The organism is Streptomyces sp. NPDC058880 (genome assembly GCF_042742535.1).
Lineage (GTDB): Bacteria > Actinomycetota > Actinomycetes > Streptomycetales > Streptomycetaceae > Streptomyces.
Window position 1 is genome coordinate 4,894 of record NZ_JBHYMC010000030.1, and the last position, 20,002, is coordinate 24,895.

At 72.0% G+C, this 20,002-nt stretch carries 22 protein-coding genes; 6 read left to right on the plus strand and 16 right to left on the minus strand.

The features are described from left to right. The 7 genes from ACFW2G_RS18475 to ACFW2G_RS18505 all read right to left on the minus strand — a co-directional run. Window positions 1-224: hypothetical protein (locus tag ACFW2G_RS18475; RefSeq protein ID WP_384584957.1), on the minus strand; the 224-nt coding region annotated here is incomplete at its 3' end. Window positions 225-287: 63 nt separating this feature from the next. Further along, window positions 288-1,136, minus strand: coding sequence for a helix-turn-helix domain-containing protein (locus ACFW2G_RS18480; RefSeq protein WP_384448185.1), 849 nt, complete (start codon window positions 1,134-1,136; stop codon window positions 288-290). Window positions 1,137-1,148: 12 nt separating this feature from the next. Beyond that, window positions 1,149-1,667, minus strand: coding sequence for a DUF6879 family protein (locus ACFW2G_RS18485; RefSeq protein ID WP_384448182.1), 519 nt, complete (start codon window positions 1,665-1,667; stop codon window positions 1,149-1,151). A 10-nt stretch (window positions 1,668-1,677) separates the two neighbouring features. Further along, window positions 1,678-1,920 carry a hypothetical protein gene (locus ACFW2G_RS18490; RefSeq protein ID WP_223766064.1) on the minus strand — a complete coding sequence of 81 codons (243 nt, stop codon included), beginning with the start codon at window positions 1,918-1,920 and terminating at the stop codon, window positions 1,678-1,680. A gap of 467 nt (window positions 1,921-2,387) precedes the next feature. Beyond that, window positions 2,388-3,953 (minus strand): recombinase family protein, encoded by a 1,566-nt coding sequence (locus ACFW2G_RS18495; protein WP_384448179.1) that lies wholly within the window; start codon window positions 3,951-3,953, stop codon window positions 2,388-2,390. 449 nt (window positions 3,954-4,402) lie between these two features. Then, the gene (locus ACFW2G_RS18500; RefSeq protein WP_384584960.1) at window positions 4,403-4,960 is read right to left on the minus strand and encodes a DUF4240 domain-containing protein; all 558 of its coding nucleotides are present in this window, start codon (window positions 4,958-4,960) and stop codon (window positions 4,403-4,405) included. A gap of 29 nt (window positions 4,961-4,989) precedes the next feature. Then, window positions 4,990-5,790 (minus strand): hypothetical protein, encoded by an 801-nt coding sequence (locus tag ACFW2G_RS18505; protein ID WP_384584963.1) that lies wholly within the window; start codon window positions 5,788-5,790, stop codon window positions 4,990-4,992. Between the two features lie 32 nt (window positions 5,791-5,822). On the opposite strand from ACFW2G_RS18505, the gene ACFW2G_RS18510 reads away from it, so the two are divergent. Next, on the plus strand, window positions 5,823-6,326 hold the full coding sequence (locus ACFW2G_RS18510) for an LURP-one-related/scramblase family protein (RefSeq protein WP_384448174.1): 504 nt from the start codon (window positions 5,823-5,825) through the stop codon (window positions 6,324-6,326). A gap of 115 nt (window positions 6,327-6,441) precedes the next feature. Continuing rightward, window positions 6,442-6,816: a hypothetical protein gene (locus tag ACFW2G_RS18515; RefSeq protein ID WP_384448171.1), complete on the plus strand. Its 375-nt coding sequence runs from the start codon at window positions 6,442-6,444 to the stop codon at window positions 6,814-6,816. A 16-nt stretch (window positions 6,817-6,832) separates the two neighbouring features. On the opposite strand, the gene ACFW2G_RS18520 is transcribed toward ACFW2G_RS18515, so the two are convergent. Next, the gene (locus ACFW2G_RS18520) at window positions 6,833-7,612 is read right to left on the minus strand and encodes a carbon-nitrogen family hydrolase (protein WP_037920586.1); all 780 of its coding nucleotides are present in this window, start codon (window positions 7,610-7,612) and stop codon (window positions 6,833-6,835) included. Window positions 7,613-7,774: 162 nt separating this feature from the next. Between ACFW2G_RS18520 and ACFW2G_RS18525 the strand changes: the two genes are divergently transcribed. Continuing rightward, a complete protein-coding gene (locus ACFW2G_RS18525; RefSeq protein WP_384448168.1) occupies window positions 7,775-8,605 on the plus strand; it encodes a maleylpyruvate isomerase family mycothiol-dependent enzyme in 831 nt (276 codons plus the stop codon). Between the two features lie 85 nt (window positions 8,606-8,690). Here ACFW2G_RS18525 and ACFW2G_RS18530 read toward each other — a convergent pair whose 3' ends face one another. After that, entirely contained in the window at window positions 8,691-10,094 is a 1,404-nt protein-coding gene (locus tag ACFW2G_RS18530; RefSeq protein ID WP_384584966.1) for a nitrate/nitrite transporter, read from the minus strand. Continuing rightward, window positions 10,091-10,741, minus strand: coding sequence for a GntR family transcriptional regulator (locus tag ACFW2G_RS18535; protein ID WP_384448163.1), 651 nt, complete (start codon window positions 10,739-10,741; stop codon window positions 10,091-10,093). The genes ACFW2G_RS18530 and ACFW2G_RS18535 overlap by 4 nt, the downstream gene beginning before the upstream one ends. A gap of 229 nt (window positions 10,742-10,970) precedes the next feature. Between ACFW2G_RS18535 and ACFW2G_RS18540 the strand changes: the two genes are divergently transcribed. Then, window positions 10,971-12,161 carry a DUF418 domain-containing protein gene (locus ACFW2G_RS18540; RefSeq protein ID WP_384584969.1) on the plus strand — a complete coding sequence of 397 codons (1,191 nt, stop codon included), beginning with the start codon at window positions 10,971-10,973 and terminating at the stop codon, window positions 12,159-12,161. Here the strand turns inward: ACFW2G_RS18540 and ACFW2G_RS18545 are convergent. The 3 genes from ACFW2G_RS18545 to ACFW2G_RS18555 form a co-directional block, all read right to left on the minus strand. Beyond that, window positions 12,133-12,456 carry a hypothetical protein gene (locus ACFW2G_RS18545; protein ID WP_384448158.1) on the minus strand — a complete coding sequence of 108 codons (324 nt, stop codon included), beginning with the start codon at window positions 12,454-12,456 and terminating at the stop codon, window positions 12,133-12,135. The two genes, ACFW2G_RS18540 and ACFW2G_RS18545, sit on opposite strands and share 29 nt — an antisense overlap. A 15-nt stretch (window positions 12,457-12,471) precedes the next feature. Beyond that, on the minus strand, window positions 12,472-14,349 hold the full coding sequence (locus tag ACFW2G_RS18550) for a C1 family peptidase (RefSeq protein ID WP_236647596.1): 1,878 nt from the start codon (window positions 14,347-14,349) through the stop codon (window positions 12,472-12,474). Window positions 14,350-14,507: 158 nt separating this feature from the next. Beyond that, window positions 14,508-14,780 (minus strand): glutaredoxin domain-containing protein, encoded by a 273-nt coding sequence (locus ACFW2G_RS18555; protein WP_052030360.1) that lies wholly within the window; start codon window positions 14,778-14,780, stop codon window positions 14,508-14,510. Window positions 14,781-14,884: 104 nt separating this feature from the next. On the opposite strand from ACFW2G_RS18555, the gene ACFW2G_RS18560 reads away from it, so the two are divergent. After that, a complete protein-coding gene (locus ACFW2G_RS18560; RefSeq protein ID WP_037920574.1) occupies window positions 14,885-16,090 on the plus strand; it encodes a DUF1266 domain-containing protein in 1,206 nt (401 codons plus the stop codon). A gap of 73 nt (window positions 16,091-16,163) precedes the next feature. Then, complete coding sequence (locus ACFW2G_RS18565) at window positions 16,164-16,580, plus strand: PPOX class F420-dependent oxidoreductase (RefSeq protein WP_384448153.1); 417 nt, start codon at window positions 16,164-16,166, stop codon at window positions 16,578-16,580. A 59-nt stretch (window positions 16,581-16,639) separates the two neighbouring features. On the opposite strand, the gene ACFW2G_RS18570 is transcribed toward ACFW2G_RS18565, so the two are convergent. From ACFW2G_RS18570 to ACFW2G_RS18580, 3 genes are all read right to left on the minus strand, one after another. Then, window positions 16,640-17,404, minus strand: coding sequence for a hypothetical protein (locus tag ACFW2G_RS18570; protein WP_384584972.1), 765 nt, complete (start codon window positions 17,402-17,404; stop codon window positions 16,640-16,642). Window positions 17,405-17,495: 91 nt separating this feature from the next. Next, window positions 17,496-18,431, minus strand: coding sequence for a GNAT family N-acetyltransferase (locus ACFW2G_RS18575; protein WP_384584974.1), 936 nt, complete (start codon window positions 18,429-18,431; stop codon window positions 17,496-17,498). A gap of 125 nt (window positions 18,432-18,556) precedes the next feature. After that, window positions 18,557-20,002 carry a dihydrolipoamide acetyltransferase family protein gene (locus ACFW2G_RS18580; protein WP_384584977.1) on the minus strand — a complete coding sequence of 482 codons (1,446 nt, stop codon included), beginning with the start codon at window positions 20,000-20,002 and terminating at the stop codon, window positions 18,557-18,559.

Below are 20,002 nucleotides of genomic sequence, written 5' to 3' on the forward strand. Positions count from 1 at the left end.
CCCCCCCCCCCCCCGGTGTGCGGGTGGTTCCGGAGCTCCACGTTGCAGTCGCTGACCGTGGAGCCATCGCCTTCAAAGCGGGCCTCCCGGCGCTGTGCGGCCAGGGCGGCGCAGACTCCGCAGCCGGCTGCCGGTACGGGCTCCGGATCTGTTCGCAGCGGCAGCTCTACCGGGGGCTGCGCATAGGTGATCGGCTTCACGGCCCGATCTCGTGTCGTCCGCATGGTGACCACGCTAGGAACGCCGAGGTCGCACTTCCCATGAGATTGCATGAGGTTGCACGGCTATCACCGCAGGGTCTGAATGACCCTCGTGATCAGCGCTCGGGCCTTCGCCCCGTAGAGCGCCATGTCGGCCAGCTCCCTGAACGTGTCCGCGTACGCGGCAACCTCACTGGGCTGGGTCAGCGTGAGGTAGCCCGAGACCAACTCGACGTTGACCTGCGCTGTATCGAAGATCCAGAAGCCCTCCACCGGCATCCGCGATCGCTCGGTACGGGTGGGGACCACGCCCAGGCTGACGCTGGGCAGCGAGCCGACCGTGAGGAGGTGGCGGAGCTGTTCCTCCTGCACCTCCGCCCCTCCGAGCCCGTTCCGCAAGACCGATTCCTCAACCAGGAACGCGAACCGCCGATCACCCTTGTAGAGCACGCGCTGACGCTCCATGCGGACGGCGACCGCATCGGCAACGTCGTCCACTTCGACCCGTCTGCGCTGGACCGCGCGCAAGACGGCTTCCGTGTAGCCGTAGGTCTGGATCAGGCCCGGAACGAACCACGAGGAGTACGCGCGAAACCGACGGGTTCGTTCGAAGAGCGGGAGACGGGCCTCTTGGGCCTGCTTGAGCCCGGCGCGCTCCATTCGCCGCCACCCGACCCACATGCCTTCGGCGGTACGCAGCGAGGCCAACAGGTCTTCCGTCTGATCTTCCGAGCCACATGCCCGGCACCACGCCCGGATGTCATCAGCGGACGGAGGCGTACGGGCGTTCATGATCCGTGACGACTTGGACGGATGCCAGGAGCACAAACGGGCGATGTCCCGTCCGGTGAGGCCGGCATCCCGGCACAGCTCAGCGAGTCGATTCGCCAGAGCCTGCCGGGCCTGCTGTGCGCTTGATGAGGGTGAGACGGCCATGGTGGTGACAGCTCAGCGCGGTCGGTACTCCTCGTGCGGAACGGCCCGTTGCCAGGCTGCTTCGAAGGCGACGGCGCACAGCTTCACCCGCTCGGGCTCCTCCGTGTACTCCCGCCCGTCCTGGTCGAGCTGCCCGTTCCCGGTGAAGTGGTGGAACAGCGCCTGCGCGCTGTCGAACAGCCAGAAATCGGTACCCGGCAAGGCCAAGTCCGTGGTCTGCCGCCGGGGCAGCCACCGGACCAGCTCACCCGCCGCGATGTTCGTGAAGGTGCAGTCGTACTCGTACCGCACGTAATCGCTGATCGGCTCCGACACGATCCGGACCCGACGGACCACGACCCCGCGGGTCGTCGCCTCCTTCACCGCGTCGTGCCAGCCGCCCCACCACGAAGACCGATCAGCGGGGTCGAGGCGCTTCCCCCGCTGCCACGCGATGAACTCGGGGTCATCGAGCATGTAGCTGTCACGCAACTCAAGGTGCACCGCCGAGTGCTGTGCTCGTGCCAGTGCATGACGGGCAGGTGGCTGCACTTGCTGCCTCTCAGTTGTCGTCCGGGCGGGGGATGTACTTCAGCATCACTGCGGGCAGCCGGATGATCGTCTCGTGGTCCGGCACGTCCGTGGAGTGACCCGGGATCGAACCGATCTCCTGGCACGCCCTCACTTCGTCCTCGGTCGCCTTGTACGACTGGATCAGAAGGTCGCCGGTCTCCTCGTGGAGCCAGATCGTCGGGGACTCGTCAGTCGGCGTGTTGGGGATGATGCCGAGGAACTTTAGGGTCATGGTCGCTCCCGCCGTCGAGTGGGTTGCACCGGCGTGCACGAGCCTCACCCTTGCGGCTGAGTCGCGCAAGAGGGCCTTTGCACAAGGCGGTTGGGCTGCCATCGAACGAACCAAAGCCCCCGCACCCACCGCACCCATCGGGGCCGACGAGCACGGGGGCTCATGGTGTTCCACGGCCCACCGGGCGGCTCCGTGGGGCCTTCGGCGGGCTTCGCAGGGCGTTAACTGTGCCGCTCTCGCGCCTTCGGCGGTCGATATGCGCTGGTCAGAGCCACGATAGGCCCGAAAAACGGAGTCACACCCAGCGTGCGCCTTCCGAGCTGGGGCCGGGGCCGGGATGGTGACCACAGCGCAACTTCGCGCCGACCCTCGGGCCGCCCCAGTGACGAAGTGACGGAATGACGTTTAGTTCTATTCCATCCATAGAGACTCAGAACATCTCTTAAGGAGGTAATGGACTCCGACCGTCATTCCGTCACTTCGTCACCCGCTGACTCCTCCCCAGCACCGCTTCTCGTCGCCCAGACGATCCGGCAGCGCTCGTCGCCATCGAACCTCACGCCCACCCTGCCTCGCCGGACTTCCACGCGATCGATTGCGAGGCCAAGACGTTCACGCCTTCCGGCCGCATCGTCGGCTTCCCAAGCCTCACGTAGCAGGCCCGCATCCAGGAGAGGAGAGATGTCCACGGAAGGGGTCGGCATCCGCAGTAGATCCGCGCGCAGCCCCTCGATCCGGGTACTGAGTCGTCCGGCGAGCCGGTTGTACCGGTCGATCGCGTCTGCGCCGGTGAATTCTCCACGGACGTACCTGGCCTCCTCCAGGTCAGCCAGACGGGCCCCCTCGTCCGCGATCTCCGCCTCGATCGCGTCCCGCTTCGCGAAAACCTCTGGGTCCTCCCTCTGTACCCAGCGATCGGCGATCACGGCGAGCAGCGGGTCCTGGGGCTCCAGGGACGGCAGGCGTGTGAGAAACGCCCGGGTCACGTAGTCGTCGATGCTCTCCACCCGAGCCGATACGCCCGAGCATCCTCGCCCCATCCGGTGGCTGGAGCACTGGTACGACGTGCCGGCCTTGCTCATCCGAGCTCCACAGAGCCCACAACGCGCTATGCCAGTGAGCAGTGACTTGCCCTGCTTGTGGCCGTGCCGCTTCCCCGCCAGAGGAAACGTGCGCGCTTCGAGCTGGCGGAGGATGAGCTCACGCTCCCCGACCGTGATGATCCCCTCACCGATGCTCACGGTCTCCAGCGTCTCCGGGTCTCGGTAGGGAGAGACCCGGTTCATGTACTTGCGTGTCCCGTCCGGCTGCTCCTCGTACTCGGTCTGCGGCATGAGACCGGCGAAGGCCGGTGAACGAAGGAGTTGCATGACGCTGGACGAGTTCCACTCGCCTCCACGGGCGGACTCCACCCCGTGCTCGTTCAGCAGCCGGGCGATGTGGACGAGCGCCTTCCCGGACAGCGCTTCGTCGGCGATCAGGCGGGCGTAGACGGCGGTCTCGGGGTCGTGGACGAGCTTCTTCGCCTCCGGGTCCACCAGCAGCCCGTAAGGCGGCTGTCCCCCGATCCACTGGCCCCGCTGGCGTAGGTACCGCTTGGCGTTGCCGACGCGCATCCCAAGGTTGCGGGACTCGTTGCGCGCCAGTTCCGCCAGCATCGCGATGGTGACGCGGGCGCTGTCGTTCTTCGTGTCGAGGCCGTCCATGACGGAGACCAGCCGTCCGCCGACCCGGCCTATGTCGTCCAGCGCCTTGCCGACCTCGCCGATGCCCTTGCGGGACAGGCGGTCGAGCTTCCAGACGATCAGAACGCCCACGACGCCGGCCGTGGCTGCTGTGATCGCTGCATCGAACCCCTTGCGGCTGACGTTCTTGTAACCGGAACGTCCACGGTCGATGTGGACCTTGCGGACGGTCAGTCCGTTGCGCTCCGCCCATGCGCGGCAGTCGGCTTCCTGGCGGTCGATCGCCGTCTTGCCCTCCCGGTCCAGAGACAGGCGCAAGTACAGGTCAGCAGTGGTGTGTTGGTGCACCTTCCCAACGCTAGCGAGAAGTGCTCACATTGGTTCAGGAAATCCAGAAATCCACAACAACGCACTTACCTCGCAGGTCGGCGAGGGTGAGCTCTTTCCCACCGGTATTGAGCCAGCCGCCCTTGCCGATCAGCTCAGGGGCACGGACACGGGCACGGCGGGGCGCGGGCGCAGGGGTGGGCGCCGGGGCAGCATCGTTCATCCTCACAGCTTGCCATCCGCCCGTGGACGACCCATCACGCCCGTACGAAGCGCCTGCTCAGGGCAATGCGCTCCAGCACGGCGACTTCCGAAAACTCCCGGAGGAAGGTCATGTGACCGGTCCGGCCGGTGTGTGGGATGCACAGGGCGGTGCACACGTCCGCGTTCCCGGTCGGGACCGGTCCCGACGCCGACGGGCTCCGGCCGCCCGCTGCGAAGGCCGGGGAACGCGAGGCGCCGCCGTATGGCTACGCCGGCCCGAACAGGGCGCTCAGGCGCGGCAGCCGGGTTGCCAGTTCGGCCTCGTCGTCGAAGTCGAAGTCCCAGGCGGGATCCAGAGGCGGGTAGCCGATCGTGAAGGACTCCGCCGGGAGCTCGCGGCCCGTGGCGCTCTCGTACGCGGTCCACGCGATGGAGAGGGCCTCCTCGTCCCACAGCTCCAGGCCCTCCGCCGCCGCCTCTCGGACCGCCGGGTGCTCCGCGAGGGAGTCCGGGTCGGCCACGGCGGCGTCGAAGACCGCCCGGCCCTGCGTGAGGAGCCAGCCGCGGAAGTAGTCGAAACCGTCGTCCGAGCAGCCGCCGTTGATCATGTAGGCCGCTGCCCAGAGCGGGCTGCGGTAGGACTCCGCGAGCAGGTCCCACAGCACCTGCTGGGCCGCGGCCACCTCCGCCTGCGGGCGCGCCGCGAGCAGCTCCGCGGCGCGCCGCGCCACCGCGCTCTCCGCTTCGCCCGTGCCCGCCGTCGGCGCCGCCGCCGCGTCCGCGCGGGCCGTCTCGATCAACTGCCAGAACGTCTGCTGGTCCATGGGGAGAAGCCTGGCACCCGGCACTGACATCAGCCCAGGAACGAGCGCAGGGATGCCGTGAGCGAGGTGACGAAGGCGTCCTGGACCTCCGCCGGGAGCAGGCCGAGGGACAGGTACGGGTTGAGGTCCTCCAGTTCGACGAGGAGCAGTTCGCCGGAGGGCGCGCGGCAGGCGTCCACTCGCTGGATGCCGTGGGAGAGGGTGTTCCACTCGACGAAGGCGCGGGCGAACGCCAGGTCCTCGCCGGTCGGTTCGTACTGGCGCAGCTCCCAGCGGCGGGCCGGGTCCGGGGCGTGGAGCGCGTACTGGAAGGTGTCGTCGACGAAGTAGAAGGAGACCTCGTACGCGAAGTCGATGCGCGGCTGGATCAGCACGGCCCCGGCCTCACCGCCCGGTGTCGCGGTGAAGGTGAGGCCGATGGAGTCGGCGCCCTGCTTCGGCTTGACCACGTACTCGGGCACCTGCGGCAGCTCGGCGAGCCGGGCCGGGTCGTCGATCGTGGGGATGACCGGGTGGCCGGCGGCCGTGAGGTCGAGGAGGTACTGCTTGCCGGCCATGTCGGCGCGGCCGGTGAGGGGGTTGTAGACGGGCGTGCCGGCGGCGAGGGCGGCGGCCCGGAAGGCGTCGTACTCCTCCTGGTAGTGCAGGACCGGGCCGCTGTTGCGGACGATCACCGCGTCGAAGCCGGGCATCAGGGTGCGGGCGTCGGCGGGATGGCACAGGGCCAGGTCGAAGTGCTCGCGCAGGCGCGAGGTGAGGAATATGTCCTCGTCGCAGTAGCGGCGGCCGCGTGCGGGGTACGCCAGGTCGGTCACGTAGAGCAGGGGCATGAGGGCAACCTATCGCGGGCACTGATGAGGGCATGAAATACCTCGTTCGGGACAAAATGCTTGCCATTGGGGACGACTACTGGATCGAGGACGAAGACGGGCGGCACGCCTTCCTCGTCGACGGGAAGGCACTGCGGTTCCGGGACACGCTGGAGCTGAAGGACCCGGACGGTCGGATCCTGATCACGCTGCGGGAAAAGCTCTTCGGGTTCCGCGACGCGATGACCCTGGAGCGGGACGAGCAGCGGCTCGCGGTGATCCGCAGGAAGCGCTTCTCGCTGCTGCGCAACCACTTCCGGGTGACGCTGGTCGAGGGCACGGAGCTCGACGTGAGCGGGCGGATCCTGGACCGGGAGTTCAAGGTCGAGTACGAGGGCGAGCTGCTCGCGCTGGTCTCCCGGCAGTGGTACCGGGTGCGGGAGACGTACGCGGTGGACGTGGTCCGGGAGGACGCGGACGCGGCGCTGCTGGTCGCGGTCGCGGTGTGCGTGATCCGGATGGCGGAGAAGGAGCGGGAGGACTCCCCGCAGGACTGAGCGGACGTGAGTACGCGACCCATCGGAGACTGAGCATCCGCGCTCATGCCGGGGCGGCAGCCGGCGGCGAGGATCGTGGGCGTCCCCCCTCGGCAACCACGGAAGGAACCCCACGGTGCGCCCTGACGCCTACGCGGCCCTCTACGGGCGGTGGCAGCCCGCGCAGCAGGTCCACGTCCCCGTCGGCAGGGATCGGCCCGGCGTCGTCGCGCTCGCGGCCCTGGTGTGGGCGGTCACCGTCCTGTCGGTCGCCTGGGTGGGCGGCCTGCTGTCGGTCGCGCTGGTCTGGGGGGCGGCGGCGGGGCAGCCGATCGGCGAGCTGCTCCTGTGGTTCCTTCCCCTCCCGGCGGGCGCCCTCGGGCTCACCGCGCTGGCCCGCGCGCCCGGTGTCCGCAGGCTGACCGGGTCCGCGCGGGTGCTCCTGCTCGGTGCGCTGGCCTGCCCCGTCCCCACCGTCCTCGCGGTGTGGCTCTGGTTCCTCACCGGCTGACCCGCCGGGGCGACCGTCAGCGGCCCAGGCGGCGGTCCTTGAGCGCAGGGAACTGCGCGCGGGTGTCGGCGACCCTGGCCGGGTCCAGGTCCACCGTGAGGACCTCCTCGCCGGGGCCGGCCTCCGCCAGGACCTCGCCCCACGGGTCCACGACCAGGCTGTGTCCGGCCTGCTCGACACCCGCGTGGGTGCCGGCCAGCCCGCAGGCCAGGACGTAGGACTGGTCCTCGACGGCGCGCGCCCGGTTCAGCAGCGTCCAGTGCGAGCGCCGGCGGGCGGGCCAGCCGGCGGCGACGACCATCGTGGTGGCCCCGGCGTCGACCAGGCCGCGGAACAGTTCCGGGAAGCGCAGGTCGTAGCAGGTGGCGATGCCGAGGGTCTGTTCCGGCAGCTCCACCGTGGTCAGGGAGTCCCCGGCGGACATGAGGACCGCCTCGCCCTGGTCGAAGCCGAATCGGTGGATCTTGCGGTAGGTGGCGGCCAGCTCGCCGGCCGGGGAGAGGACCAGGGCGGTGTTGTAGAGGGAGCCGTCGCCCGCGCGCTCCACGAGCGAGCCCGCGTGCAGCCAGACCCCGGCATCGTGCGCGGCCTTGGACAGGGCCTCGAAGGTCGGCCCGTCCAGTGGTTCGGCCTCGGTCTCGAACTGCTCGTACGCGAAGGCGCCGACCGTCCACAGCTCGGGCAGCACGACGAGGTCCGACTCCTCCTGCTCCCGTACGAGATCGGCCACGCGGGCGCGTCGGGAAGACACCGACTCGCCCTCGTTCACTGCGATTTGGATCAGCGAGGCGCGCACACTACCACCGTCCTGGTGTTCAAGCCGTCAACTCGGCCTATGAATCGTCACACGAAAGCACTGCCGGGGTGCTCACGGGCAGCGTAGTTTTGGAAACTGAGTCCACCGCTTCCGAAACGCGCCACTGAACGACGCCACTGAACAGCACCGCGAGGGGTCCCGTTGACCGTCCATCCGCATCCCAGTCTTCAGCCCTATACCGACGCGTGGACGCACTCGATCGAGGCGATATCCGAGCTGGTCCTCCCCCTGGCGGAGGGCGAGTGGAACCGGGCGACCCCGTGCCCCGGATGGTCGGTCCGTGACGTCGTCTCCCACATCATCGGCATCGAGTGCGAGCAGCTCGGGGACCCCCGGCCGATCCACACCGTGGCGCGGGACCTGCGGCACGTGGTGGACGAGTTCAGCCGGTACATGGAGGTCCAGGTCGACGTACGGCGCCACCACACCGCGCCGGAGATGACCTCGGAGCTGGAGTACACGGTCATCCGCCGCGCGCGGCAACTGCGCAACGAGAAGCGGGATCCCGGCACGATGGTGCGGGGGCCGTTGGGCGACCAGGTGACGCTGGAGCAGGCGCTGCGGCTGCGGGCCTTCGACGTGTGGATCCACGAGCAGGACCTGCGCTGGGCGCTGGGTGCGCCGGGGAACTGGGACTCGCCGGGCGCGTACGTGGCGCAGGACCTCCTGCTGGCCGGGCTACCGAAGGTGGTGGCGAAGCGTGCGGGTGCCCCGGCCGGCTCGGCCGTGGTGATCGACGTGCACGGTCAGCTGGAGTTCATGCGGACCGTTCGGGTGGACGCGGACGGCCGCGGCACGGTGGACAAGTCCCCCTCGCTCGGTCCGGCGGTGACGCTGGCCCTGGACTGGGAGACCTACGTCCGGCTCGCGGCGGGCCGGGTGCGGGCGCACGCGGTCGCCGACCGGGTGAAAGTGGAGGGCGACGCTCAGTTGGCGGAGGCCATCCTGACCCAGTTCGCCGTGACCCCGTGAGCCGGGCCCCACTGCCCCTGCGAACCCCTGCCCCCCTGATCCCCTGACTCCCCGACCCCCTGACTCCCCGACCCCCGGAAGCGGCCTACGACGTCTCGCGCGCCGTCGTCCCCGGCAGCGGACACACGGCGGACCACGGCCGCGGGTCCGCCTCCGGCCCGCTCGCCTGCGCGGGAACGGCGACGCGGCCGCGGGCCGCTTCCCGGAAGAGCGCGCGCCTGCGCAGGCTCAGGATCCGGGTGACGCCGATCGCTTCGAGCACGAAGACCGTGGAGAAGGCGATGCGGTAGTCGTCACCGGTGGCGTCCAGCAGGACGCCCACCGTCAGCAGGGTCGTCATCGAGGCGATGAAGCCGCCCATGTTGGTGATCCCGGAGGCGGTGCCCTGGCGTTCGGCCGGGTTGGCCGGGCGAGCGAAGTCGAAGCCGATCATCGATGCCGGGCCGCAGCCGCCCAGCACCACGCACAGGGTGATCAGCAGCCACATCGGCGCGTGCCCGCCCGGATACGCGAGGACCGCCCCCCACATGAGGGCCGTCAGGCCCACCGTCCCCAGGGCGAGCGGTATCCGCGCGGCCTGGCGGCGGCCGATGATCTGGCCGTAGACCAGCCCGAGCGCCATGTTCGAGGCGACGACCAGGGTCAGCAGCCCGCCCGCCGTGCTCCGCGTCAGCCCCTGCGCCTCGATGAGGAAGGGCATGCCCCACAGCAGCAGGAAGACCATCGCCGGGAACTGCGTGGTGAAGTGAACCCACAGCCCGAGCCGGGTGCCCGGTTCGCTCCAGGAGGCCTTGATCTGGCGGCGCACGAAGCCCGCGCCGCCGCTGCGGGCCGCCGCCGGTGGCGGCTCGTGCCCCTCGGGGTGGTCGCGCAGGAACAGCACCAGCGGCAGCAGGACCACCAGCCCGGCCGCCGCGCTGCCGGCGAAGGCCGCGGTCCAGCCGACCCCGTGCAGCACGGGGGCGAGCACGAGGGTGGAGACGAGGTTGCCCGCCATGCCGACCAGACCCGCGAGCTGCGCCATCAACGGCGCGCGCCGGGCCGGGAACCAGCGGGTGCCGAGCCGCAGCACGGAGATGAAGGTCATCGCGTCGCCGCAGCCGAGCAGCGCCCGGGCGGCGAGGGCCGTCTCGTACGAGGGGGAGAGCGCGAAGCCGAGCTGCCCCGCGGTGAAGAGCACCGCGCCCAGCGTCAGCACCTTCTTGGTGCCGAGCCGGTCCACCATCAGGCCGACGGGGACCTGCATGCCCGCGTAGACGAGGAGTTGGAGCAGGGAGAAGGTGGCGAGGGCCGAGGCGTTGACGTGGAAGCGGTCCGCCGCCTCCAGACCGGCCACGCCCAGGCTGGTGCGGAAGATCACGGCCACGAAGTAGACGGCGACGCCGATGCCCCAGACGGCGACGGCCCTCCCGCCGCCCCGCGGGTCCCCGGGCCCGGCGCTCCGGGCCCCCGCCGCCCCCGGCGTCGTGCTCGGCGGGCCGGCGCTCACCGGCCCGGCCCCCGCACCAGTGACTCGACGCGGCCGATGTGCCCGCGCACCGCGGCTGCGGCTGCGGCTGCGTCCCCGACCCGCAGCGCGTCCAGGATCTCGGCGTGCTCGGCCAGCGTCCGCTCCAGCCGGTCGGGGTGGGCGTGCAGCAGAGCCACGCCCATCCTCAGCTGCCGGTCGCGGAGTTGGTCGTAGAGCCGGCTCAGGATCTGGTTGCCGGCATTGCGCACGATCTCGGCGTGGAAGCCCCGGTCGGCCGCCATCACCGCGGCGAGATCGCCTGCGGCGGCGTGCCGGCGCTGTTCGCCGAGCAGCGCCTCCAGCCGGTCCAGCAGGCCGGGGGGCGCGGGCACGGCCCTGCGCACGGTGAACTCCTCGACGAGCAGGCGGGTTTCGAGGACGTCGCTGATCTCCTGCGCGGAGACCGCCAGGACCAGCGCACCCTTCTTCGGGTACAGCTTCAGCAGCCCCTCGGTCTCCAGGCGCAGCAGCGCCTCGCGGACCGGGGTCCGGGACACCCCCACCGCCTCGGCGAGTTCGCCCTCGGTGAGGAGGGTGCCTCCTTCGTAGTGCCGGTCGAGCACACCGTGCTTGACGTGCCGGTAGACGCGTTCGGCGGCGGTCGCGGTGCTGGTGACGGCAGGCATGCGCACAGCATAGATACAACAGGGGTGCAACCGGCGGACCGGTCCGGGATGTGGACCTCCCGGCGAGGAGGACCGCTGCGAGGAGGGCCGCTGCGGGACATCCGCCCCGGGCAGGAGGCCGCAGCGGCCCGTCTCCGACCCCGCCCGGTACCGCCTGCACCGAAGGATGTACGGCGTCTTCGTCCGGCCGCAGGACGTACCCGGTCCGCCGCGCCGGAAGCCTGGAGTCATGGCCGACACCCTCGCCCCGGTGGTCCGCACGACCACCCGGCTCCCCCTGCTCGACATCCTGCGCGGCGCCGCCATCCTCGGCACGCTGATGACCAACGTCTGGATCTTCGCCTCCCCCGGCTCGGAGTGGAGCGTGCTCCAGGGCGGCATGAAGGCGCCCGACGCCCTCGCCGACCCCTCCGCCGCCACCCTCGCCGAGGCCGTCTTCCGCTTCCTCGCGGACGGCAAGTTCCTGGCTCTGCTCACGGTCCTGTTCGGGGTCGGCCTGGCCATCCAGTTCGATGCCGCCGCCCGGCGCGGCGAGCGGTGGCCCGGCCGCTACCCGAAGCGCGCCGCCTTCCTCTTCGTCGAGGGAACCGTCCACTTCGTCCTCGTCTTCGCCTGGGACGTGCTGATGGGGTACGCCGTGACCGCCCTGCTCGTCGCCTGGCTGCTGGCTCGCTCGGAGAAGGTCCGGCGGGCGGCCCTGTGGACGGCGGCCGGGATGCACCTGGCGCTCGTCGGCCTGCTGACCCTCGACGCGTTGAGCCGGCCGGACGGCGCGCCGAAGGCCCCGGACCCGGCAGCCGTCGATCTGTACGCCCACGGGAGCTGGCCGGCGCAGGCCGCCTTCCGCCTGGAGCATGTCGCCGCCCTGCGCATCGAGCCCGTCATCTCCTTCGGGCTGCTGGTCTTCCTCTTCCTCCTCGGTGTACGGCTCCACCGCGCGGGCGCCTTCACCGCCACCGCCGAGGGCCGCCGCATCAGGATCCGGCTGGCCGGCTGGGGCCTGGGCCTCGGACTGCCGCTGAACTGCGCGACCACCCTCGGCGGCGGCGACTTCTACCTCCTGGGCCGCTACGGAGCGGCGCCGCTGCTCGCCCTCGGCTACATCGGCCTGATCGGCATCGCCCTGGACCGGCTGTGGGTCCCCGCACCCGTGACCCGCGCCCTCGGCCGCATCGGCCGCACCGCCCTGTCCTGCTACGTCGCCCAGAACCTCCTCTGCGTGCTGCTCTGCTACGGCTTCGGGCTCGGCCTGGCCGCCCGGCTCGGCGGCAGCGGCCCCTGGTGGGTGATGGGCCTGTGGGCGGGCGTGAGCCTGACGCTGGCCGCCGGGTCGTGGCTGTGGCTGCGCCGCTTCGACCGCGGCCCCCTGGAGGGCTTGCAGCACGCGGTACTCAGCCCGCCCCGCCGCTCCCCGGCGTGACCTCGACCTCCAGCAGGAATTCGTCGTACGGCGCCTCGTCCGGGTAGGGCGGCCTGACCTGGGCGAAGCGGATCCCGGCCCGGCCGCCGCCCGGGGGCAGGGCCCTGACGACGTAGCTCAGCTCCACCGCCGCCCCGGGCATCGCGGCGCCCGCGACGGTCGGCCCCGGCGCCACCGACACCGCGTCCGTGTCGCCCGTGACCTGCCAGGTCCACACGTATCCGCGCGCCCCTCGCCCGGTGAGCCGCAGCTCGTAGCGCTCACCGGGGCCCAGCACGACCCTGCGTACCTCCACGCCCGCCCGGTCCTCTCAGACGGGGCCGATCACCGGCCCTTCGTGCCAGCCCGCGCCGTCGCGCCAGTAGTGCTGCAAGCGGCGGTCGGTGCGCAGGACGACGACTTCCAGGTTGAACCCGAAGCTGCCCTGGAGCATCCCGGTGACCGCGGTGACGTCGTGGCCGAAGACCGCGCTGCGCCGCCAGGGGGAACCGCCCGCGTTGCCGCGCCACCAGTGCTCCACCTGCCCGCCGGCCACGGCCACGCACAGTTCGTAGTTCCCGGCGGTGTCCTCGTCCGCGGCTCCGTACTGCCCCTCGATCAGGCAGGGCGCGGAGGTGGCCGGCGCACCGCTGCCGAAGACCTCCCCGGCCCGCCAGACGAAGCCGTTGGGGTCGTCGCGCCACCACAGCTGCATGCGGCCGTCGGTACGGGCGGCGACCAGGTCGAGGTGACGGGAGCGGGTCTGGACGAGGGCCGGGCCGTAGTGGGCGATGCCGGAGGCGAAGCGGCCGCCGTCGTTCCAGGTCCAGGGGGCGCCGTTGATCCGCCACCAGTGGTTGAGCCGGCCGTCGGCGGTGCGGACGACCACCTCGAAGTTGCCGGGCTTGCCGTAGTCGCTCTGGATGAACGCCGGGGTCGAGCCGACGGCCGCGTCCCCCGGCCCGAAGACGCCGCCGTCGCGCCACACCCCGGCCGACTGCTCGTAGTACCAGTGGCGCAGCCTGCCGCCCGTGGTCACGTGCAGGGATTCCATGTTCCGGTTGTAGGTGGTCCCGGTGAACGCCGGCTGGCCCGAGGCGTCGCCCGCGAACGTGCCCGCGCGGGCCCAGGCGAAGGGCGCGTCGCCCTCGCGCCACCAGTGCTGGAGGCGGGCGCCCGTGGTCGTCGCGAGGAGCTCGAAGTTGCGGTGGGCGCGGCCGTTGCCGCTCTCGTAGACGTTGCCGGTGTGCAGGCGGCGCTTGGTCCACGGATCGGGGTTGGTGCCGCGCAGTCCGCACTTGGCCCAGTGGTCGACGTTCACCTCGCCGTAGGCGATCCGGCCGTAGCCGCCGACGTGGTAGCCGGTGCCCCAGGAGTTCTTGAACAGCCAGCAGCCCGCCGCGTCGTCGTAGCCGACGACCAGGACGCAGTGGCCGCCCGCGAGGCGGTCGCTGGTGCGGTGGTAGACCCCGGCGCCGAGGCCGAAGAAGTCGTCGTAGACGTCGAAACAGGCGGTCAGCGGGCCGACCGTGTCCAGCCACACCTTCTGCTGCTCCACGTCGCCGAGCCGGACGTAGTCGGAGATCCGGACGGTCCGGCCGGACCGGTCCCAGCTGGGCCTGTACTCGGCGCGCCAGGCGTCCCGGCGGGCGGCCGGCAGCCCGGCGGGCGGGGTGCTGTACGGCCAGCAGTCCGGGTCGGCGAGCCCGCCGTTGGCCTTGATCCAGTCGAGGGCGGTCTCCGGATTGCTGCCCTGGCCGCAGGTGAAGCGCAGGCCGTCGTGGACGTCCCCCTCGGAGCGCTCCGCCCACACGTCGTGCTCGATGCGGGTCATGGACTCCACCAGGCCGGTGGCGCCGAAGGCCCAGCAGGAACCGCACGGGTTCTGGTCCTTGACCTTGGTGATCCAGGGCAGGCCCCAGCGGTTGCGCCAGTCCACGGCGGCCGGCCTCGCCCGGCGGGCCGGTTCCCCTGCCGGGGCCCCGGCCAGCAGTCCGTGGGCGGCCCGGCGCCGGGTCAGGTGCGGGTTGCCGCTGGGGTGTTCGATGATCCCCCGCAGGTCGATCGTGCCCACGTCCTCGGCGGGCGTCAGGTTCGCCCCCGGCTCCAGACCGAGTGCCGGCCGCGGCACCGGCTCCTCGTCGGCCAGGTCCTCCAGGACCGACCAGCGCGCCCCCTGCGCGATCAGCTGCGCTCGCAGCTCCCCCACCGTCTGAACGGACTCCTGCGGCATGGCGGCCCCCCGGCTGCACCCGTGCGGATCAGAGATCCGGGGAGCTTCCCTCCGCCGCCGGGGACCGTCAAGGGGGTCCGCACGGTCGCGCGGTGGCACGAGGGGGCGTTCCCACAGAGGTCGCCCCCTACCGGTCAGTCGTCGGCGAGGGCCGCTCTGATCCGGGCCAGCGACGGGTTCACCATCGGCGGGTGGTCCGCGACGACCACCGTCGGGACGGTCTCGTTGCCGTCGGCCACGCCGCGGACGAAGGCCGCCGCGTCCGGGTCCCGCCAGATGTCGACCTTCCGGTAGGGGATCCGCGCCAGCCGGAGCTGGGTGAAGAGCTTGATGCAGAAGACGCATCCGGGCCGCCAGTACACGGTGACGGCACCACGGCCGGACCCCTTCGAAACGAACCTCTCCATGTCACAACCCCTTTGCCCGACCCCCGCCCGACCCGGACGACAGTACCCGCGGGAAGGCAGAACGGGCCGACTCGCCCGCCGGAGGGTCCGTATAGGGTCCCCGTATGGGCACCTGGATCGCGCCGAGCGTCATCGAGAGAGAGCTGTACGAGGCCAAGGGCGCCGGGGACTGGACCGCGTACTTCGAGGTGCTCGCACGCTCCCAGCTCTACCTGGTGCAGCCCCGCGTGCAGTCCGACGCGCACCCCGATGCGGTCTTCTTCCACCCCACCGCGAACCGCATGCTCGTCGTCCTCACCGCCGGGATGCTGCCCGCGCCCAGCCCGGAGACGGTCTTCGAGTCCCGCAGCCTGGGCTGGTTCTCCAAGGTGTGGGCCGCCGACGACCCCGCCTTCCTCGCCGTGAACCCGGGCTCCCCCGCCGAGGCGTACCTCACCACCACCCCAGCCGACCTGGCCCGCTGGCGCGCGCACGCGGACGCCGCACCGCACTACGGCCTGCCCGAGGGACGGGTCCACGCCCTCTTCACCGGCGGGCCGCTGCACGGCGACATCGCCCACGGGCTCGCCGTCGGTGGGCATCTCGCCGTCACGAACGGCGAGTTCTGGAACGCCCTCGCCTACCACGGCAGCGGCTACCGGCACGAGCGCCGCCGCGTCGCGAAGAGCTGGGGCATCACCGACCGGGCCGACTGGCTCGCCGTCCTGGAAGAGCTGCTGAGCACCTCGGTCGTCAGCCCCGTCTGGGAATTCGCGCTCCGGGTCCGCCGCGTCCTCGCCTCCGACTTCGCGGGGCCCGTCGACGTCGAGCACTGGCGGCACGCCGCCGAGGCGAGCCTGCGCCGCAACGCCGAACGCTCCGCCGAACCGCAGCTCACCCCGGACGGCGTCACCGTCGCCCGGCCGCGCCCGAGCGCCGAGGTCGAGGGGGAGATAGCCGGCGTCAAGCGCCTCATAGGCCGGATCGCCCGCTACGAACAGCGCTTCCGGGCCGACGGCCTCCTCCCCGAGGACGGCTGGGTCCGCTCGGTCGAGGCCTGGGACCTCGGCCGCGCCTCCCAGATGGCCCGCTGGGGCATCGGCTGCCGCTACGGCACCCTGCACGAGGCGGAGAGGGCCGTGCTCCGCGCCGGGGAGGCCGCCCGCGAGACCTATCGCTCGTGGCAGGAGTTCTCCGCGGGGTACGTCCTCGGCCGGTGCCTGCACTTCGACGAGGAGGAGTTCGGCACCTGGTACACGGGCGCCCTCGCCGCCCACGTCACGCTGACCACCGACCCCGCCAGCCCCTGGCGCAACATCCCGTGGAAGTGAGCGACCTCGGGTAGTCGGCGGCCCGGCCGACATCCGCCCGCGGACCGCACCCGGCCGAACTAGCCTCGTTCCCATGACTGTCGAGATGAACGAAACCGTGCGCGGGCTGCTCGACGCACCGCACCCCGCCGTCCTGTCGACCATCAACCCGGACGGGAGCCCGCAGAGTTCCGTGATCTGGGTGACCCGTGACGGTGGCGACCTGCTGATCTCCACCGAGCAGGGCCGCCGCAAGGAGCGCAACATCGTCCGCGACGGCCGGGTCGGGCTGACCGTCTTCGACCTGGCCAACCCCTTCCTGTACGCGGAGATCCGCGGCACCGCCACGGTCACCGAGGACGTCGGCCGCGCGGTGGCCGTCCGCATCGCCGAGGAGTACATGGGACCGGGCGCCGGCAAGGAGTACCAGGACGCCCCGCCCGAGAACGTCCGCGTGGTCGTCCGCATCACCCCGACCAGGGTCCTCGGCAACGCCGCCCGCCAGGGCTGACCGCCGGCGTACGGAAGGCCGCGCCGGCCCGCGATGCGTGCGGGCCGGGGCTGCGCCGCCTAAGGAAGCAGGGGCCTGACCCGGGTCCAGGCGTCGACCGCGGTCGCCGCGGGGGTGCCGTCCGGCAGGTGGCGGCGCAGGGACGTCAGCCACGGGATCAGCGCCTTGATACGGCGCAGGTGGCGGATGCGGTGGTGCGGGAGGTCGCGCCAGACGCGGCCCTGGGCCGCCGCCTGCTCCGGGGTCAGGTCGATCAGCGCGAACAGGTCCCGGCACAGGGCGGCCGGGTCACCGCCGCGGTCCGGGCCGAACTGTTCGATCAAGTAGGCCCGCACACAGGCCAGTTCGGGGGCACGGACCAGCTCCGCCGTGCCTTCGGCCGCCGCGCAGCGGTAGGTGGCGGCCAGTGCCACCCGGCCCCAGCGCAGCCGGATCCCGTCCGGCAGCCGTTCGTCGCGCATCCGCACCCCGGCCAGGACGCGCAGCGTCCGCGGATGGGGTTCGTCCCGCAGCGGCGGGTCAGCGGCCAGCCAGGCCTCCAGATCCTCCAGCGCGTGCCCGCCGGGCGGCACGGAGGTCAGCACCTGTCCGCGGGAGAGCAGTGCGACGATGGCGCCGCTGAAGTGGACCTTCGCCGTGTGACCGGCGTCGAAGGAGCCGACGGTCCGTCCGTACCGCTCGATGTGGCGCAGGCCCATCCGCGACGCCCCGACGGCGTAGACCTGCCCCGCGCGGGCCACCCCGCCGATGCAGCGGACCACGCACACGCCACCGGTGACGTCGACCTCCTCGACGGAGTAGACCTGCAGTTCGGCGATGGACACCCCGGCCCCCTTCCCCGGGCGGCAGGTTACCCCTCGGGGAAGGGAGCCGTACCGACCCCGGCGCGCCCCGGTGCTCGCGGGCCGGCCCGGTTCACCGCCCCGGCGCTTCCAGAACGAGGCGGATCTCGGTGACCTCGTAGCCGGCGCGGTCGAAGGCCGCGGCCATCGGCTTGTTCACGGTGTCCGTGGTCGCGGTGATCCGCTCGGCGCCCTGCGAGGCGTGGAAGCGGGTGATCTCGGCGAGGATCTCGTCGATCAGCCCCCGGCCGCGCTGTTCCGGTACGACGCCCAGGTAGCCGACGTTGCGGTGGTACGGGGTCGCCGAGGGCACGGCCAGACCGGCGAGGCGGCCGTCCGGCAGGTGGGCGAGGCGCCACCAGGAGCGCTCGCCGGGGCAGTCGAAGTAGAAGTCGAAGTCCTCGCGGGCCAGCTGCTCGGCGTCCATCACCTCCAGTTCGTGCCGGGTGGCGAGGTCGAGGCTGCCCCGGGACAGCCGGGCGAAGGCTTCCAGCATTTCCTCGTCGGTGCCCTCGCGGAAGACGAGCCGGTCGGTGGGCGCGGGCGTCCCGGCGGCCGGGGTCCACTCGTAGCGCAGGCGCTCGATCTCGCGGGTCAGTCCCGTGCGGTACGCGGCCTCCTGGCGCCAGCCGACCGCCGCGGCCAGCTCCGGGGCGTCCCGCCAGCCCCGGGGCAGGGAGATGGTGTAGCCGGGGAGCCCGCCGAAGGCCTTGTGTCCGGCGTCCAGCAGCCCGGCGGCGACCCCGGCCGGGTCGGCCACGCCGGCGGCCACCTGGAGGCAGTCGAGCGCGATGGGCCGCTCGCTGTCGGCCCGCCCCCACCACAGGGCGCGGGCCAGGATCCGCCCGCCCTCATCCTCGGCGGTCCAGATCCACTCGGGGCGGATGCGGTTCCCGGCGAGCTCCTCGCGGATCCTTCCGGCGGTGAGGGCGGGGACGGGGCCGGCCGCAGGGTGGGCGACGGCACGGGCCAGGTCTGCGGGACCTGCGGTGGCGGCACGGAAAAGCATGCGCAGATGATCACACGGGGCGCACGGCACGGCCAGGGGTTTGCCGCCCGTGGAGGCGGGCGCGCAGAAGGCCGACGGCCGGCCTCCTCGGGGGAGACCGGCCGTCGGCTTCGTCCTCGTGTCCGCTACGACCAGGTGATCAGCCGGCGGGGGTGTTCCAGCACCGCCGCGATGTCGGCGAGGAACTTCGAGCCGAGCTCACCGTCGATGAGGCGGTGGTCGAAGGACAGCGCCAGCGTGGTGACCTGGCGCGGCTTGACCTTGCCCTTGTGGACCCACGGCTGGAGCTTGATCGCGCCGACCGCGAGGATCGCGGACTCGCCCGGGTTCAGGATGGGCGTACCGGTGTCGACGCCGAAGACGCCGACGTTGGTGATGGTGATGGTGCCGTTCTGCATGTCGGCCGGGGAGGTCTTGCCGTCGCGGGCCGTGGCGACCAGCGAGGACAGGGACTCCGACAGCTCGCCCAGGGTCTTGGCGTGGGCGTCCTTGATGTTCGGGACGATCAGCCCGCGGGGGGTGGCCGCCGCGATGCCCAGGTTGACGTAGTGCTTGAGCACGATCTCCTGGGCCGCCTCGTCCCAGGACGCGTTGACGTCCGGATTGCGACGGATGGCCACCAGGACGGCCTTCGCGATCAGGAGCAGCGGGTTGATCCGCAGACCGGCGAGGTCCGGGTCGTCCTTGAGCTCCTGGACCAGCTTCATGGTGCGCGTCACGTCGAGGGTGATGAACTCGGTGACGTGCGGCGCGGTGAAGGCCGAGCCGACCATGGCCTGGGCGGTGACCTTGCGGACGCCCTTGACCGGGATACGGGTCTCCCGCGCCGACGGCTCGGCCAGCGCGACGGTGGACACCGCCGCGACGGCCTCGGCCGCCGGGACCTGGGCCGCGGCGGGGGCCGCGGCCGCGGGGGCGGCCTGCGGGGCGATCGCCGCGGCGGCCGCCGCGTGGACGTCCTCCCGGGTCACCACGCCGCCGTCACCGGTCGGCACCACGGAGGCCAGGTCGATACCCAGGTCCTTGGCGAGCTTGCGCACCGGCGGCTTGGCCAGCGGACGCTCACCGGTCGGCTGCGCCGGGACGGCGGGCTGCACCGGCGCGGCCGGAGCCGCGGGGGCGGCGGGCGCCGCCGCGGGCGCTGCGGTGCCGTTCTGCGCGGCGACGGCGGGAGCCGGCGCGGCCTTGCGGGGGCGCCGCTTGGTGGACGACTCGGCGACGCCGTAGCCCACCAGGACGGGCTGGCGGGCCGCCGGGGCGGCCTCCTCGGCGGCGGGGGCGGTGGCCGCGGGAGCGGCCTCGGCGGCGGCCGGGGCCTCGGCGCCGGCGTCACCGGTCTGCACCGAGATGATCACCTGGCCGACGTCGACGGTGGTGCCCTCGTCGAAGAGGAGGGCGTGCACGACACCGTCGAACGGGATCGGCAGCTCGACTGCGGCCTTGGCCGTCTCGACCTCGCAGACGACCTGGCCGTCGGTGACGGTGTCACCCGGCTGGACGTACCACTTGAGGATCTCGGCCTCGGTGAGGCCCTCGCCCACATCGGGCATCTTGAATTCGCGGATGGTCAT